Origin of the sequence: Rubritalea squalenifaciens DSM 18772, assembly GCF_900141815.1 — a bacterium.
Taxonomy (GTDB): Bacteria; Verrucomicrobiota; Verrucomicrobiia; order Verrucomicrobiales; family Akkermansiaceae; genus Rubritalea; species Rubritalea squalenifaciens.
Genome location: NZ_FQYR01000004.1, coordinates 406069 through 423782 on the forward strand (window position 1 = coordinate 406069; position 17714 = coordinate 423782).

Annotated in this window: 8 protein-coding genes; 4 read left to right on the forward strand and 4 right to left on the reverse strand. The window is 46.8% G+C overall.

Going from position 1 to position 17714, the window contains the following annotated elements:
* Positions 1–77 precede the first annotated feature (77 nt).
* The gene (locus tag BUB27_RS12025) at positions 78–968 is read left to right on the forward strand and encodes an endonuclease/exonuclease/phosphatase family protein (protein WP_159434937.1); all 891 of its coding nucleotides are present in this window, start codon (positions 78–80) and stop codon (positions 966–968) included.
* Between the two features lie 241 nt (positions 969–1209).
* Complete coding sequence (locus BUB27_RS12030) at positions 1210–2157, forward strand: metallophosphoesterase family protein (protein ID WP_268793980.1); 948 nt, start codon at positions 1210–1212, stop codon at positions 2155–2157.
* A gap of 201 nt (positions 2158–2358) precedes the next feature.
* On the opposite strand, the gene BUB27_RS12035 is transcribed toward BUB27_RS12030, so the two are convergent.
* The 3 genes from BUB27_RS12035 to BUB27_RS12045 form a co-directional block, all read right to left on the reverse strand.
* On the reverse strand, positions 2359–5628 hold the full coding sequence (locus tag BUB27_RS12035) for a family 20 glycosylhydrolase (protein ID WP_143184093.1): 3270 nt from the start codon (positions 5626–5628) through the stop codon (positions 2359–2361).
* 84 nt (positions 5629–5712) lie between these two features.
* On the reverse strand, positions 5713–6798 hold the full coding sequence (locus tag BUB27_RS12040) for a substrate-binding domain-containing protein (RefSeq protein WP_159434938.1): 1086 nt from the start codon (positions 6796–6798) through the stop codon (positions 5713–5715).
* Between the two features lie 93 nt (positions 6799–6891).
* Positions 6892–9537, reverse strand: coding sequence for a family 20 glycosylhydrolase (locus tag BUB27_RS12045; RefSeq protein WP_143184095.1), 2646 nt, complete (start codon positions 9535–9537; stop codon positions 6892–6894).
* Positions 9538–9927: 390 nt separating this feature from the next.
* Between BUB27_RS12045 and BUB27_RS12050 the strand changes: the two genes are divergently transcribed.
* A complete protein-coding gene (locus tag BUB27_RS12050) occupies positions 9928–13416 on the forward strand; it encodes a hypothetical protein (protein WP_159434939.1) in 3489 nt (1162 codons plus the stop codon).
* 28 nt (positions 13417–13444) lie between these two features.
* Positions 13445–14233 carry a hypothetical protein gene (locus BUB27_RS12055; protein WP_143184097.1) on the forward strand — a complete coding sequence of 263 codons (789 nt, stop codon included), beginning with the start codon at positions 13445–13447 and terminating at the stop codon, positions 14231–14233.
* A 304-nt stretch (positions 14234–14537) separates the two neighbouring features.
* Here the strand turns inward: BUB27_RS12055 and BUB27_RS12060 are convergent, their stop codons facing one another.
* Complete coding sequence (locus BUB27_RS12060; protein WP_143184098.1) at positions 14538–17699, reverse strand: alpha-mannosidase; 3162 nt, start codon at positions 17697–17699, stop codon at positions 14538–14540.
* Positions 17700–17714: the final 15 nt, after the last annotated feature.

Below are 17714 nucleotides of genomic sequence, written 5' to 3' on the forward strand. Positions count from 1 at the left end.
GGTATAATTTGAGTGGGAGTAAATCGTCTTATGGGTATGATACAGTTATGCTAGCAGCGATGAATAGATTTAGCCTTATGGCAATCCTATTGGTATGTGGTTTTTGCCTAGGGGGGAGTGTGCGGGCCGAGGTAGGAAGTGGTTCTCCACAGGCCAAGGTTTTCAGAGTGATGACTTATAATATCTGGAATGTCTTTGATAATAAGAATCAACTGGAGAATGGTGTTCGATGGATCAAGGAACAGGATGTAGATGTTCTGGCGTTACAAGAGCTGACCAATGTTAAGCCTGAATTTCTAGGTAGCATAGCAAAGCGATGGGGGCATGAGTATTCGGCATTATTGAAAACGTCAGGCTACTCGGTTGGTTTGACATCACGTACTCCTATTGAGATCAGAGACAAGAGGCTCAAGGGGATGCATCACGGTTACCTTCATGCGAGCACAGCCAACCTGGAGGTATTTGTCGTTCATTTGTCCCCGTTCAAGTACGAGGTGCGGACTAGGGAGGCAGAAATCCTGGTGGAGCAAATCAAACCGCTACTTGAGCAGAAGAAGCGAGTCATCGTTATGGGGGATTTCAATGCGCTGAGCCCGAGCGACAGATTATTTCTAGATAAGAATGAAGAGGCGCTGAAGGCAGCGAGTGAGACCGACACCAAACACGCGCACGTTCAGAACCTAAAGGATGGTAAGTTCGACTACGGGGTGATGGCTCACTTTCTCAACGCTGGTCTGCATGATGTCGTCGATAAACAGCTTCCTTTGAACGCCGTGGACAGGGTGACTTGTCCGACAGGGATTTTTGCGGACAAAAAAACGGTTCCGGCGAATGGACAGAGGGTCGATTTTATATTGGTCAGCCCGAATTTATACCATCGCATTAGTAAAAGTTTTATCCCGAGAGATGAAATCTTGAATCGTATTTCAGATCACTATCCGGTTTCTGTAGAATTCAAGAGTAACTAGTTACTGATTTTGTTGTGATTCTGGTGATTGGCCTATCGCTTATTGATTTGGAATCTAGCTTATAAATCAGAGCTATATGTTCATGTGTCTCGTATGTTTTACATATGTGGCGTAATGACGAGCTGAGGGGGCTGTCATAATGCAAGGTGTTGAATGTTTTTGGAAGCTGCTGAACTGTAAGTTATATGAAATATAATCGTCTCTATATGTATAGATTATGAAAAGAAGGAGTGCTCTGAAGATGTTGTCCACTGGGGTTGTAAGTATCGCTTTGCCCCAGGAGGTTTTGGCTAAGCTTGGAAAAATAAACCGAGTTGTGAGGTTGGGTGTAATCACGGATTTGCACCATGATATAATGCATGATGGACACAAACGTCTTGCGACCTTTCTAGAGGAGATGAAAAAGATCAGACCAGACGCTATATTGCAGATGGGTGATTTTGCTATTCCCAAAAAGGAGAGTCAGGGCTTGGTGGATGATTTTAATAGAGCACATGATACTGTCATGCATGTGATAGGGAATCATGATACGGATCTTGGTTATTCAACAGAGCAGGTGCTAAAGGCGTGGGGGATTGAAAACCGTTATTACCACAAGGATGTGGACGGATTGCGTTTCTTTGTACTAGATGGGAATGATAAGGGATCTCCAACGCACAAGGGAGGCTATGCCAATTATGTAGGTTCAGAACAGCTGGAGTGGTTGGAAACGGGATTAAAGCAGTATGACGGACCTTGTGTGATCGTTTCCCATCAGCCGTTAGGCGGGCCGGACGCGGTAGATAATGCTGCGGATATTCAGAAAATTTTAAGTTCACATAAGGACAAGGTCGTGATTGCTATTAATGGTCACACGCATATTGATTACGTGGTGAAACTGGGTGGCATCCATTACCTGCATATTAATTCGGCCTCTTATTATTGGGTGGGAGGAAAGTACAGGCACGAGAGCTATTCTAAGAAAGTTCATGCTCAGTACCACCATCTTGCTTCGACATGTCCGTACAAAGATGCTGTTTTTACCACTCTAGAATTTGATTCTCATTCAGGGGTTGTAAAGGTGGGAGGTAAGATGAGCGAGTGGGTGGGTAAATCCCCACAGCAGCTTGATCCTTCAAAGGCTGCAAAGAATGGCGAAGATGATATGATCGTACCTGGTGTAAGAAGGCGGGTAGTCAGTAAGGTGTAGGTTTTTTCTACTCAATGAAGAATCGATGCGGTCTGGGTACTAACAGTATATAGTTTGTTTTAATTTTGTTGCCCGCTGAACGGGAATATCAGACTTTTGAAAGTTTTTTAGTTCAGCGGGCAATATTACGCAATGAATCTTATGTGACTCAGACTATGCGATAAACTTCAGTCCATAGATGCTGAAGTTTATAAAGTGTATCTACAATGTAGGCTTCCAATTTGATTTCTGATATTCAGTGGTTAGCTCTTCAAGAGTGTGACCTGTTAGCTCCTTCCAGATTCCTTCGTGGTAGGTTTTGTCGCGAAGGGAAGAAGAAACGGTTTTCACGATGGGTTTCTGGTATTTATCCTCCAGATAGAGAAGGAAAGCAGCTGAAGCCCAATAGGCTCCTAGAGGCTTATTGTAGTTGATGTGCTGGCTGTTGTGCTTTGCCCATCCGTCGTTATTGATCACTTTAAAACGGACATAGTCTGCAACGCCTTCGATGAACCAACCCGGCCCAGAGTGATTCTGGATGATATGGGTTAGTTCGTGCACGAAGACTCCTTTTGCATCACTCTTATTTCTCCTGAGATGGCCACTAGACATGGTGATGGTGTCGCCAAAGGCGTGAGCAGGATGCTTGATCTTATCGTTGAAAACGATGTTCACAGTGGTTCTGGTCTTGTGAACAGGAGCATCGATAAGGTGAATGATCTTTGGCCAGGCATCGAAGTAGAGGGACGCTATTTCATCAAAGTGTGGTTGTAGGTCTTCAAATCCCTCCATATGGCCTATCAGTCTGATGGTGTGGTTGGTTCCCTTATAGCGCACTTTGCCAGTCTTGACCGAGAGGGGAGATTGGTCAGTGATTTCAAATTCCCTAACAGCAACCCAGTGAGGGATGTCTTGCGTTGCTCTTAGTCTGAAGTGCTTCAAAGGACGTGTGAGCTTTGCTGCCAGTATGCCACCTGTTTCTTGAGCCAGCACAGCCCATGTTTTACCATCGAGTGATCCTTCTAACACGCCATTATCAAACTGATCACCTCCATCAGGTAAGCCGGTATGGACCACGACAGTCTTACCTCTGGCAATTGGTGTACTGAGCTTCAAGTTGATGGTTTCATTTTTGCTCACCTTTCGAGCTACCCAGAAATAGGTGCCTCTATTTCCATCGATGATGTGACTTGCCGTGTGTTTTCCTGAGGCTGGTAGTTCGGTGGTCAAATTGGTGTTGGTTGAGAGTGCTCCTTCTTTGTGGAACAAGATGCTGGCTGGCAGGTCGCCTGTGCTTCCACCTGGGGTGGTTACTTTGATATCAAGACGCTCAGCGCCACCTACTTCTAAGTAGCCGATATCGATTGGATAGATGCCGGTCTGCAGTAGTACGGTGCCTGTCTTTGCGGAGTATCCATGTGGGCCGTCGTGATCAATGATGGTATTGCCGCCAATACGAAGCAGAGACCCATCGTCACTGGCTAGAGAGAAAGTGTAGGGTCCGGATTGGGGTATTTTGATATAACCGGTGAAACGGCATGCGAAGTTGTCATTCCTCTTGCGGATATCCAAATTAGGAGTCTGAACCACGGAGGAACTGACGTCTGATAAAGTAGCAAAATCAGGTACTTTCTTCCACTTACCTTCAGCATACTGGGCAGTGAGGCCGGGTTTTAGGTCAGAGACTTTGATTGGTGAGAACTTCGAGCAATGGATGGCTGTGATTTCACTGTGGCGATCACTCTTGGCCATCATAGATTTTACTGTGAGCGGCTTATCCACCTTGATTGGGGTGGTGTAGACTGGCGAGTCCATGGTAGGTTCAGAACCGTCAGTGGTGTAATGGATTTGAAAGCCTTTAGGTGGCTCTTGGAATGTAACACTCGTGCTTTCACTGAACAGGTGAGTGGTGGCGTTGGGCTCAGGATTTGGTATGCGGTAGTTTACATCCCAGTGATCTAGGTAGCTGAAGTGGTGAGTGAGACGAGATTTGAATGAGCGAAGATCTTTCTTGTCTTTGCTAGTCCAAAGAGTTTCAGCCATGGCGATCATGCGGGGCATGACCATATATTCCACACGGTCTGAGGTCTCCATCCATTCCGTCCAGACGTTCCCTTGTGCGCCCAGGAATTGCTTTTCGTAAGCACTCCCCATGAATTCCTCTGGCACAGGGTTCCAATTATAAACGCGTTCAGTAGAGTTGCTGCTGTAAGCATAGTCGAAATAACAAGGGGACATGGGAGTCATGATTACGTTGTGGCCTTTTTTGACCGTCTCAGGTACGGCTCCCATCCCGATCCAGAACATGACAGTGGCATTCGGAGCTAGACCGCCGTGGGTAATCTCATCCCAGCCTATCAGGTGCCTGTTGTGGGCATTGATATATTTCTCCATGCGCCGGATGAAGTAGCTCTGTAGTTCATTGGTGTTTTTAATACGTTCCTTACGCATCTGAGCCTGGCAATGTGGACACTGGTCCCAGAATTTTTTGATAACTTCGTCTCCACCGATGTGGATGTATTCGTCTGGGAATAGTGCCATAACTTCGGTCAGCACATCCTCAAGGAAAGTGTAGGTAGCCTCTTTGCCCGCGCAGTAGGAGTTCTGGCTAGATGGTGTCCAACCTTCGCCGTCATCTTTTAAGTCTCCGCCACAGGCGAGCTCGGGATAGGCTGAGATAGCTGGAAGACTGTGGCCCGGCATTTCGATTTCCGGGATGACCCTGACATTTCTGAGCTTGGCGTAGGCTACAATTTCCTTGATATCTTCTTGGGTGTAAAAGCCTCCGTACCAATCGCCGGACTTGAGGTCTTGTTCTGACTTGGGGAATTCTAACTCGGTTACTCTCCACCCTGCAGCTGTGCCTTTGCGGAAGCCGCCCAATTTGGTCAGCTTCGGATACTTTTTGATTTCCAACCTCCACCCGCCGTCATCAATCAGATGCCAATGAAAGACATTCATTTTATAGGCAGCGAGAAGGTCTATGTACTTCTTTACAAAGTCTTTGCCGTAGAAGTGGCGGGATTCATCCAGGTGCATTCCTCTCCACTGGAAGCGTGGGGAGTCCTTGATTTTGACCTCAGGCAAGGTTGCATCTTGCTTTAGTTCGTCCGGCAGTAGTTGGAGAAAGCTCTGGAATCCATAGAAGTGGCCGGCAGGGGATGATGCTGTGATCGTGATGCCTTTGCTCTGCGAAATCTCGAGCAGGTAGTCTTCTTTTCCAAGTTTTTGATGTGCAGTGGCTTCTAGGAGCCTGATCTTAGTGGTGTCGCCCTTGTGAGTAACAGGGAATCTGGCGTTTAGAGTTTCCTGACAAAGATCGACTAGAGGAGCAAGATCAACAGCTTCAGAATGGATGGTTAGGGAGGTGCCAAGCTGGAATGACTTCTGGCTTTCCTGAACCTCCTGAGGTTGTGGAATGATGGTAATAGATGCCGCCTCCATGAGTGGCGGCAAGGCTACTAGTAGCGATAGGAGTGAGTGTTTGTTCATCGTAAATGTGTGTTTCGTTGCGAGCAATAAGCTCTTCACACACTACGTGTCAGGTTCCCTCGATTCGACGAATTGCCGAGTGTCTCATTTGGGGACAGGTGGGGGTGCGACAGACTTCCCGTTGAAGTATTCCATCAGCAGTAGCTTGTTCTCGCTTGAGAGGGTTTTGGTCTTCAAGAGCTGCCGGATCATTTTTGCCAGTGCGTTTGCGAGCGACCTGTGATCCGTGCTGTAGAAGCTCAGCTTGGGGTGGAACAATGGGAGCAGTGGATCGGAACCTGCTATGACGACACTGATATCTTCAGGTATTTTCAAGTTCAGCTCCAATAGTACCGAATAGAGAGTAATTACTGCATCCATACCATTGATGATCACTCCGGTGGGGCGTTCCTTTGAGGTGAGAAGTTTGTGCAAAATCCCATAGAGTTCCTCGGGGTCGTTTTCCCAGCATGGCGTATTGTAGTTTGCGGAGAATGGTAGCTTTCTCGAACTTAATTCTTCAGCGAAAGCCTCAATGCGGTTTTTTCTTTTGTAGTGCATCGGGGATGTGATGCGGGTGTGGCCTGCACGGGTGAGTACTCCGATCGCATGCCTGAGAGTAGCGACACCGTCATAGGCAAGGTATGGGAGGCGTGACTTGAACGCTGGGCCGCCGCAGATGATCGCTGGAATTTTTTTCTTTTCAAAGTATCTGGCAATGGGCTTAGAAGCTTCGTAGAGTAGCCAGACATCAGCCTTTGACTGGCTAGTGATGGTATCCAGACGGCTGTCCGGACTAGCCAGATGATAGATGTGATGATGGAGATAGGTGACGCTTACCTCATCACTTTTTATGTTGTTAGATAGTTCGCGTAAAAAGTCCTGAGTGCCTGAAGCTAGCTGCTCAACTGGACGAGGCAGGAGAGTGATGAGAGTTTTGTGCTGGGTGTTTTGCTTTTGCTCGGGAGGAGACTTTCTTACCTTTCTCGGGCATCCAGTCTTGGCCTTGGTTATCGTCCCGTCCTTCTCAAGTATGTCGAGAGCGTTGCGGAGAGTTCTCCTGGCCACGCCAAGTGTTTTGGCTAGGCGTGGCTCTCCCGGCAGCAAGGGGCCAATTTCCCCATTGTTAATAGAATTACGTATGGTTTCCACCGTACGTTGCACAAGAGAGTCTGGCCTGGGTACTTTCATACTTAACATGGGAAATCACAAAATTTGAGTAGGAGTGTATTTAGTATAGAAGCCACAAATCTCCGTTTTATCAAAGATATTTCATCTAGCCTTTTACTTAACTATCATCTCTTTAATTACTAACCAGGCAGTTTGGTTGGCAGTACACCGAATTCTGATGTGTGATACTTGCTGATTCACTAAAGCACCAGCTTGGCCATCCTTGAAGTTGGCTACCTCCTTCCAGTTTGTACCATCTTGGGAAATTTCAAGCACACCGCTCTCAAGTCGGTCACTACCTCCATTCCCTGTAATCACGAGTACTTCTTTTACCAGTTTGTCTGAAGTCACTTCGAGTGTGAAATGATCTCCTTTTTGTGGGGCGGCTGCTGACCAGAACTTGCTTACTTCAGAATCATCCATCGCTTTCTCTGGTATATTGTCCCCATAGGTTGGGAGACTAGTTGATATATTTACGGAGAAGACTTCCGGTGGCTTCTTGCTTCTGAGAAGCCAGTCCGCTGGTATAGGCTGCTCCGCCATACGTGAGGAAGCGATGGTGACGTCAAGCTTGGAAGCGCCTTCACCTTCGAGATAAGCGATTCGTATCGGGTACATGCCTTTCTCCAGATAGACCTTGCTGCTTTCTTTTTTGTAAGAATGTAGCCCATCGTTATCCACGATTCGAATGCCAGAGATGTCCAGTATCGAACCATCGTCACTACCTAGATTGAAAGTATAGGTGTCGCTTACTGGTACGCGAATTAGACCTGAATAATCTAGAAGGAAATTTTTCTTACTCAACGCATGGCTGATGGAAATATTGGATACCTGCTCTGTCTGGAGAGGAAGAACAAAGCGTGGAGCCGGAATGTGATTCCATTTACCCTCCGTGTAGGAGACCCAGAGTCCGGGCTCAGTTTTGAGGTTATCTAGAGGGTATAGTTCCTTCACCAGTTTGATCGCCGCCGGATAGCTGTGGTGATCGGCTGATTCAAAACGGGAGATGAGTAGTTTACCGTTCTCTTTGGCTGTAATGGGGCGCTTGGGAGAATTGTCAGTGATGGATGGATCTGTCCCATCCAGTGTATATTTTAAGCTGTCAGGTTTTTGAAATCCAGTGACTGGAATTGTGACCGATTTTCTAAAAATAGCTGTTTTGAATGGTAAGTTTGGGCGTTGGACTTCGAAGTGAATACCCTGGTTGGTCATTCTCCGCTTGTGAGCGTTGACTCGATCAAGAAATGCATCCCACTCATTCTCTTCTTGTTTGGGGGACCAGAAGGTTTCCGCGAGAGCTAAAAGGCGAGGGTACATAAGCCAGTCGACATCCTTTTCTCTGGGGATGTATTCGGTCCAGATACAGGATTGACCCCCGAGGATGTTTTTTGCCTCCTGAGTTGTGAGATTCTGAGATGGATTCCAGAGAAATGAGCGCTTCAGGGTTACGTTATAGTAGCCGTGACCAGGGAATGAGGCTAGTGGATCATGGTTGTAATTGAGGTAACATTCAGGGAGAGGAGCTGCGATGGTTTTGTAGCCGTCTTTAGCACTCAGAGTTTCAAAGTTAGAGTTTCTCCACGCCATCATTACGATGTCTTTCGGGGCATTGTGGTCCCTGAGCTCATCCCAGCCAATCGTGGTGATTCTCTTTTGATCTAGATGCTTCTTGATCTGAAGGGTCATCCAGTCTTGTAGCTTTTTCGGGTCGTCCTCAATTCCCAGCTCTTTCATACGCTGAATAGAATCGGGATCTTCAGACCAGGCGTTGTGACCCACCTCGTCACCGCCAATGTGCAGGTAGGGCATCGGGAAAAGATCAGTAATCTCATCGAGAACGTCGCACATGAATGTGATGCCCTTGTCCGAGGCTGAAATCACATTTGAGTTACCCGCCGTATATTCTGGGTAGGACTTGTTTACCGCGCCGCAATGGCCGGGGAAATCGATTTCAGGAAGTATCTGGACATGCCTTTTAGCTGCGTAATCGATGATTTCTTTGATCTCTTCCTGGGTGTAGAAACCCCCGTACAGGTTATCATTGTTGATGTACTTATCTGGTTCCAGCGTGGAATCTACGCGTGCGCCACGGTTCCTCCATGCACCCACGCTGGTGAGCTTGGGGTACTTTTTAATCTCGATTCTCCAGCCGTCATCGTCAGTAAGATGCCAGTGGAACACATTCATCTTTAAGGATGCGATGCGATCGATGAAGCGCTTCACAGTTTCTATATCATGGAAATGCCTGGAGACATCCAGATGGGCGCCTCTCCAATGATAACGTGGCTGATCCTCTACCGAGCAATGCGCTATGCTCCAATTGACACTATCTACAGGGCTACTGGAATAGACCTCAGAAGGCAGTAGCTGGAGTAATGTTCTGGTGCCGTAGAAAATGCCTGCGGGGTGTGAAGCTGTGATTCTTACGCTATTTCCATCAACATTCAGGCTGTATGCTTCTCTATTGTTAGGGTTCGTGTTAGTGGTTTGTAGGATGATGTGTGAGCCGCTTTGAACTAAATTATTGTTGAGGGGTCTTAGTGGGAATGGCCAGCCTGTGGACGCGCGCAGTTGATCTGCCAAGAGTCCGGCTTCATTAGCTAGTGATGGACTGAAGTAGATGGTGGTGGATTTTTTCAAGCTAAGCTTTTTGCCTTCAGATATCTCAGAGTTTGCTGGAGATGGGATGAGGGTGTGGGCAGTCAAGGAGCTAAAGCAAACCAGTAATGAGCTGGCGATTAGAATAGGTGTATTAGTCATAATAGGAGATGCGTGTGTATTGAGTTACGCAAAATTACGACGGCACACTTGAGATTACACTTAATCTCACCTGTCTAATGAAGAGACAGGCCAGAGGTGGTGAAGTATTAGTGCGTTTTGCGTCTCACGGCGGGATTGGGGTGTGAGTTCAGGTGTCTCTTGGGGGGACAGCATTGAGTTGTTTAGACGTAAATGCTGAATTATGTGTAGGTGTTCTAAGCTTTATTTTACATGCTTAGGAGCGGATTAGTGATCGTAAAAAGACATGTCCTGTCATATAGTACAGGATACTCTGAATGGAAAAAATTCATTGTAAATACATCTATCGTCAGGATATTTCGAAGTACTTCATTGATTTGAAATACTCAAAATGAATACGAATTACTGAATATGTTTCCGCGAAAGAAAATAGTCGAACCGAAGGGATTTGCATTAGTGGCCACACTTAGTGTGACTGTGTTGATCATGCTTCTCGCTATGGGCATGCTAAGTTTGTCAAATCAGGAAAGCAGGATTGCCAGAGACCCAATGGTGGAGGCCCAGGCCAATGCAAGAATGGCCCTGATGATAGCGATTGGTGAATTGCAGGAAGCTGCAGGGCCGGACCAACGTATCACAGCAAATTCTAATATTTTGGGGTCAGGTGTGCAAAGGGAATATCTGCTTGGGACATGGAGAAGTATAGGAGATGGAGTGGATAAAACTGATGTTACTGATCTGGCAAATGACTATAGAGATAGTTATTCTGGCAAAGATAGAAATGGGCGCTTTCTGAAGTGGTTGGTCTCCGGTGAAAAGAAGGATGTAGAAGAGATTGATTTTGTCAAAGTGGAGTCCACGAATAATGAAGTGGCTTTGATCGGGCGCGGTTCGCTCGGTCTAGCACCAGACGCTTCGGTCTCTGGCGAGCTTGAGCGCAAGATTGTATCAGTGCCAAAGGTGCAAATCACGCAGGATTACCGAAAAGGGGCGTATGCTTGGATGGTATCTGGAGAGAGCTTGAAAGCTCGCATAGATTTTGAGAGATCAGAGAAAGATGATCGATCAACCCAGTTGGTTGCAAAAGCTGCCCACCCGAATACCAGCCTGGAGGCATTTGACGGTCAGGGAGCACCTGCTCTTGCTGGAAAGTTTGTGACTACGGAAGGAGAACTGACTGAGAAATTTGGAAAAACTCATAGCTGGAAAACTCTAAAATTAGCTGCTGAGCAAGAAGTCGAAGATGGTGATATAGGTTATTATTATCATGATTTGTCAACGAAGTCAGTAGGTGTTCTAACAAATGTTAAGTGGGGAGGTCTGCGCAAAGACCTTAATATGATGATGGAGAGAGAAGCTTTGCCTCAGGAGATGCAGTTGTCTCCTGACATTGCAGCTCGAGTTTTTGAGGATGGCCCATTCTGGTATGATCTGAGAAACTATATGAGGGCCTACAAGCCTCTCTCTGAGGGGGGATTGTTGACTTGGGATGGGGATCAGCCCACTTATTCACTAGGTAATGATTGGCTAGACGTTTGTAGTAGAAGAGGCTGGCAACACCGTATGCCTGTAGTGAGCAAATGGCTGTGGCTAGTTTCATACTTTGGTGATCCAGTGTCAGCGGATAAGAGCCAGTTGTGTATGGTTGTTCAACCTATCATAGAACTGTGGAACCCTTTCAATATACAACTCTCACTTCCTCCTGATTCTCATTTCGATTTGAAATTCTGGAGCATGCCGCTTGCATTGAATGTCAGGCAGCCAGGTGTTGGAAACCTCATACAGAATCGGGCATTGCACCATCCTGTCCGAGAGAATGAATCTTACGATTCATCTCAGCCTCAGATTGCAGCTCCAACAGTACGCTATGAGGTGAATTTGAAAGACCAATTCGGCAAGCCTAAGTCTATGGCTCCTGGAGAGGTGGTTCTCTATTCAGACGGTAGCAATAGGCCCAAGCTGCCGAGCTCGAGGGTTATTCCTCTCAATAGAGGTTTCGAGGTTCGCGGTGGCACGTATTCTGCAAACATTGACCATTATGGTAATAAGCTGGTTTTGGATAGTAACGCTGCGATAGAAGTATACTACACCCGCCGGAATGAATGGTTCTATAGTGATAACTACCTTGTCGGTCCACAGGGCTATCCAAACCAATGGTCTTACCAAGCCGACATCATGACTGTAGGGTCAATGAGGGCAACTTCTGTAGATCTTGATCCTAATAAATCATTGTTCTCCCTGTCATCGACGTCCAAAGAGGATCCTCAGCCTTCTGTGTTAGTTGGGGCTGTGCTTAAGACGGAGCATTCAATTGCAGATATCTCCTTAGGTGATGAGCTAACTCTGTCTGAGCAGGTGGATTTTTCTCCTTTCCTCTTTTCTCCACTTACTCTGGGTCAGTGCTTCATCAGAGAGAATAATGAGCACCAATTGACGACGAGTCCTTACAATTTCATAGTTCGACGAGTAAATGATTTTGATGACATCAAGCTCGCAATCGATGGTGACAATGGTCACTTGGGCCGAAGTGTTGGCGTAGATGGTCAGTCCATGGTACCTGTCAGAGAAATTCCAGTGCAGCCGATTACATCAATGGCTCAGCTCCAGCATTCTGATCTAGGTCACTATGCGGCGCGCTATGAACACAACCCCAAAGACCCCAGCCAAATATGTGACCTGAGTGATGACTATGGTACCTACAAGCTTAAGCCCTGGCACCTAAAATCACACCCAAACATTAACTATGCATTTGCAAACTCATTTGCGAACCCATTCGTTTCACAGACAGATGTTGAACATAAGGGGGCTTCTCCATTGGGGGGATTTCATGGAGGTGACAATGGTTATTCTGTCACTTTACATGATAAATCATGGAAGCTGAACGAGGCTTTGTGGGATGACTGGTATACTAGTGGCTTGGGAAACTGGGATTCACCGCTTGTAGAGGATAAGAAATCCATGTCTCAACTTTTAGAAGAGCTATCTCAAGGTAAGAATTCTCTGCCCAACATGCGTTATCATGTAGATGTTATCGACGCTGAGAAAGCGAAACTGGAACTAGAGGGGGATGATGGGTACAAAAAGCTTGCACAGTATCTAACGATTAAAGGTAGCTTCAATGTAAACTCAACATCGAAGCATGCTTGGAAAGCTTTGCTCAGTGGTTTGAACTATAAAGGCAATACTGTAGCCTTCCTGAATGCCCAGAATGGGGAGTGGGAGACCGAATCTCTGGATAATGGTTTTGCATTCTCACGTTTCACACTAGCAAACGGTTCCTCAGTGGAGGCCTCAGGTGGGGGGCAGTCTTATTGGCAGAAGCGCTGGTTTGGGTCTAGGAAATTAACAAGTTCTGAAATTGATGCCCTAGCTGAAGCAATTGTAAAACAGGTAAAAGCAAGAGGACCTTTCCTTAGTTTAGGTGAGTTTATGAACCGGCGTTTAGTGGATGGTGAGGATGGTCTCTGCGGAGCATTACAGGCAGCTATTGACGAATCAGGAATCAACAAAGATTGTGAGGCTGATTCCAAATTATATGATGAAGATTCCGTTGCGGGTTCATTTCAGAACAAAAAGGCCTTGGCTAATCCGAAAGGAATGACCGGGAAAGCTGCACCAGGCTTCTTGACACAAGCGGATATACTGATGGGAATTGCGCCAGCTTTATCTGCTCGCTGTGATACCTTTACTGTCAGAGCATACGGAGAAGCCCATGATCTTTCTGGGAAAATCGTGGCTAGAGCATGGTGCGAAGCCACCGTGCAGCGAGTACCAGAATTTGTGGACGCGGCTGATGAACCAGTGAACCAAGTAAGCTCATCACTGAATCCGATCAATCAGAAGCTTGGCCGTAAGATGCGCATGATATCTTTCCGCTGGTTGGCTGAAGATGAAGTTTAAAGCATACAACGACTATTGATTATTGATCATGAAAAGAGTACCTAGTTTATCTTGTTGCATTCTTCAAATTCTAGTTGGGCTGCTTACCATTCTTAATTGTTATACTGTTAACGCTGAATCTTCAGGAAGGGAGCAAGCGCAAATTGAGCTTAGCATTCTGTCGGTTGGTGGTGGAGATGTTCCCGAGAGGCTACACTGGTTGGATGCAAGTGGTAAGTTGGCCAAGGATTCAGGAAGTAGCTTGCTAGTCTCTACTTCAACTATTCTGGCTCCGGTTAAGTATACCGGTCCTAAAATCTTGACGATTTGTGTGCCCGACGAAAGCGAAGCAGGTTTCAAAGTTCTGTCTAAACTAAAGCTGCCCGAAGATTCATCTAAACTAGTGGTTGTACTAGTTCCAAATCGAAAAGCTGACAATGAAGCCCAGAGCTACAGGGCGTTGGCATTACCCTCTGATCAAGCTCGCTTTTCAGGAGGCACGCGCATGGTATTAAATTTCACCTCAACTAGATTGAGAGGGGTGATTGGTAAGACACCTTTTGATCCTAATGCTAAGTCTAATAAGTTTTTTTATGTGGATGCCAACGCTAGCAAATTTATCTCTGAAGTGGATTCTCATGCCAAGGCTGGAGAAGGATACCAAGTCTATTTGGAATACTATGACCAGACAGACAAGAAATGGGTTCGATTCGTGACTTCCCGCTGGTTTCATAATCCTTCCAAGAAGAAATATCTATTCGTCTACCAGACTAGGCATAACAACTCTCCTGAATTGAAAGTAGTATCGGAGAAGATCAAACCTGCACAGGTAGAATAGGTTTATAGACAGTGTGACGTTAACTGGTGTGCGCAGCCTGTCCCTGGGTGGCACATTCGCATTTGGGTAGAATACTCAGCCTTGTGCTCGTAAAACATGCTCACAGTGCGCAACGGAAGGTATGTTTGATAAACGATCCTTTATGCGGAGTGATTGTTTGGGCTAGCGTAGAGATCTTCAAAAAAGTTTTTCATACACATGTAATAGAGAGCAAATAGTACAGCGTGTGATACACATAATAACCCCATCCATAGCGTGTTGGATGGGGTTATTAATTTTTAGGGACGTAGGTGAATTGTTTTGATTACGAGACCAGCATAAATGTTCTGATGGAGAAAGGATCTATGTCAAAATGTAGGGTTTGGCCGTCAGCTGTTGAACCGTCTATTTCTCTCTCAAGCAAGTCTGTCTCTCTTAGGCTAGTCACCGGAAGCTGCGTTTGTATCTCAGCGGTGCCTCTGGAGCTGTATGCCTCATAGACCCTCGCTATCAAAGCATCGGATTTTTCAGCCTTCTTGAGGCTCTCTAGAATAACGCCGGGCCGATCTATGGTTATGAATGAATGTATCCTTGGTAGGCGTGCTTTCTCGTTCATCGTGTCAGATGACCGTGGTGCTGGTGTGACCAAGAGTGGGCTGTTGAATGCGTATGCTTCCTCGATCACTTTGCCTTGTTGTAAGCTCCCTTTGTGAGGGAATAGAGAGTATGAGAAGGTGTGCACGCCTCGGTCTGCTTCAGGATCAGGTGCGCAGGCTGATTTTAATAGGGTTAGGCGCATATTGCTGCCATGAATGTCTGCTCCGTACTTGCAGTTGTTCAGAAGGGCTACCCCGTAGTCGGATTCGCTGAGATCCATCCATTTGTGCACGGGGACTTCAAACTGGGCGACATCCCAGCTTGAATTACCGTGTGTGGACCTTTCCACGTGTCCGAACTGCGTGTCGTATGTAGCACGTAGGCTGCGCACGTTCACTGGGAATGATACCTTCAGTAGTTTGTTGCGTTCTTGCCAGTTGACTTGTGTATGAAAATCCACCCTCTTGCTGCCGGCGTTAAGAACGATATCCTGTGATAGATGAGAGTCTCCGAAATGATGCTCTACTTGCACAGTGACCCTGAGTTCGGAGTGTGCCTTGATCTTTACACGTGTAGTTCCACTGATTTCTTGGGTGCTCTCATTGATGAAATGGTCAATGTCCCAAGCATTCCAGAAGTTAGGGATGTCCTTGTGTATTTGGAAGACGTTTGCTCTTTGTCCAGGAGTCAAGACCTCTCTCTGCATCTCGTGATCAAAGAGTGATATTAGACGTCCATTTTCATCAATAGATACGCTGACAAGACCGTTTGTCAGTTTGATCAATCCATCATCTTCTTGATAGCTTACGGGGGGTAACTCGTCATGACTTTGTCCCTGATTCTGATCTATCACTGTGTATCCACAGGGGGGGACGAGGCAATGCATAAGTTCACCATTCGGTAGTTCAACGACTTCTGTGCGTTCGTGAGACAGTGTGTTGAAGATTCCAGCTGGCTGCTCCATTTTGCCTGTGTCGATCACGGATAGGATGCTCTCCAAGCTCTTGTTTTTTACGGCATCAGCCAAAGTACGAATGTTGGCGTAGTCTACTTTGCTATCCTGATAGACCCAGTGTATGGATGAGCCTGGGATAATGTCATGGAATTGATTCAAGAGGAGAAGTTTCCATGCGCGGTCCAGACAGCGAGCATTCATGTCTTTGTCTTTTCCTGTGATATGGGCGTCTACATCCCATACGGGGCGTTGCGTTTCTGGTATAGACTCTAACATGCCATCCAGACCAAGCCCCCTAGAAACAGCATCAAAGAATTCAGCATCTCTGAGAAGAAGCTCGCATTCCCGGTTTTTCTGCTTGTTGTATGCCTGACTGGTAAGAGTGCCTCGATGGAGTTCCAAATAAAGCTCTCCGTTCCACACCGGTAGGTCAATAGCATCGTCTTTTGCTTCGGTGAAGAATTCGGAGACCTTACCCATTTTGACTTTGGGAAGTCCTTCGAAGTCCTCCCAGCGTCGGCATTTCTCGATGTGATCGATAGTTGGGCCGCCGCCTCCATCGCCATTGCCAAATGGGATAAGTGCTGCTGTGGCACGATCATTCTCTTGGAAATTATGCATGGAGTGCATCAGGTCTTTAGCCCCCATCTGGCAGTTGTATGTGTCGACCGGAGGGAAGTGGGTGAAGATGCGTGATCCATCTAGACCTTCCCACCAGAATGTGTGATGAGGGAATTTGTTAGTATCGTTCCATGAGATCTTCTGAGTGAGAAACCATTGAATGCCAGCTTTCTGAAGTATCTGCGGCAAGGCTGCGGCGTAACCAAACACATCGGGAAGCCATAGGTCCTTTACCTCAATACCGAATTCTTCTTCATAAAAATTCTTGCCGTGGATAAGTTGTCGGATCAGCGACTCACCCGAACTGATATTGCAATCAGCCTCAATCCACATGCCACCAACAGGTTCCCATTGACCTCGAGCTACCGCTTTTTTGATGTCGGCGTAGATGCTTGGGTAATATTTCTTCATCCAAGAATATTGTTGGGGCTGGGAGCAGGCGAACTGATAGTCAGGATATTTCTCCATGTAGCGTAGAGCTGTGGAGAATGTCCGAGCACATTTGCGAATTGTTTCCCTGAGCGGCCAGAGCCAGGCCGTATCGATATGCGCGTGTCCCACTGCAGTGATACTGTGGTTCGTGTCACCATTTTTGCGGGACATGACTTTTTCGAGAACTGCACGAGCCGGGACAATCGAAGTTGAATCTCCAAGTTCTAAAACAGAGCAAGCCTGGTTTAGTGCACGATAGAGCTGGCCTCGTCTCGGCTCATTATCAGGTAGTGCCAGCATCGCTTCATGGCACACCTCGTAATCCAACTTCAGCTGATGTGCTTCTCTATTGAATGTAGCCAGCCTTGCTTTCTCCATGCTGAACAGGGGAGGTGTGGAGTAATCAGGCATTAGCAAATCGTTGTCACCCCATCCCATCTGAGCTGCGGGGTTGGCAGCGGCTTCGATGTAGAATTCAATTTTCTCTCCGCCCTCGGCATTCTCGATGAGAGGGATATCACTTCGCGCTCTATTGATAGCAATGGTTGGCTGACCGTCTATATACACGAGCCCCTCGCGGCCAAAGCCTTCATGCTTGGCGTAACTCAAGTTGATAGAGGCAACCACTGATTCACCCTTCCAGTCATCAGGCACTTCAGCACATACACGGAACCATACAGTGTCCCAGATACTGCCCCAACGATCACCTTCATTGAATGGAGAGAAGGGTCTTTGTATGGCTTCTTCATAGGAGATGGGTTCGCTTCCTACTTTCATGGCAGATACTTGTAGCGGGATTTCTTTTCCATGTATCATCGGCTCGATGATGCGCTCTGGGGTAACTGCGATGCGTTTTTCGTAAACTTGAGTGATCTTCTCCATGTTGCTCTGGTGCTG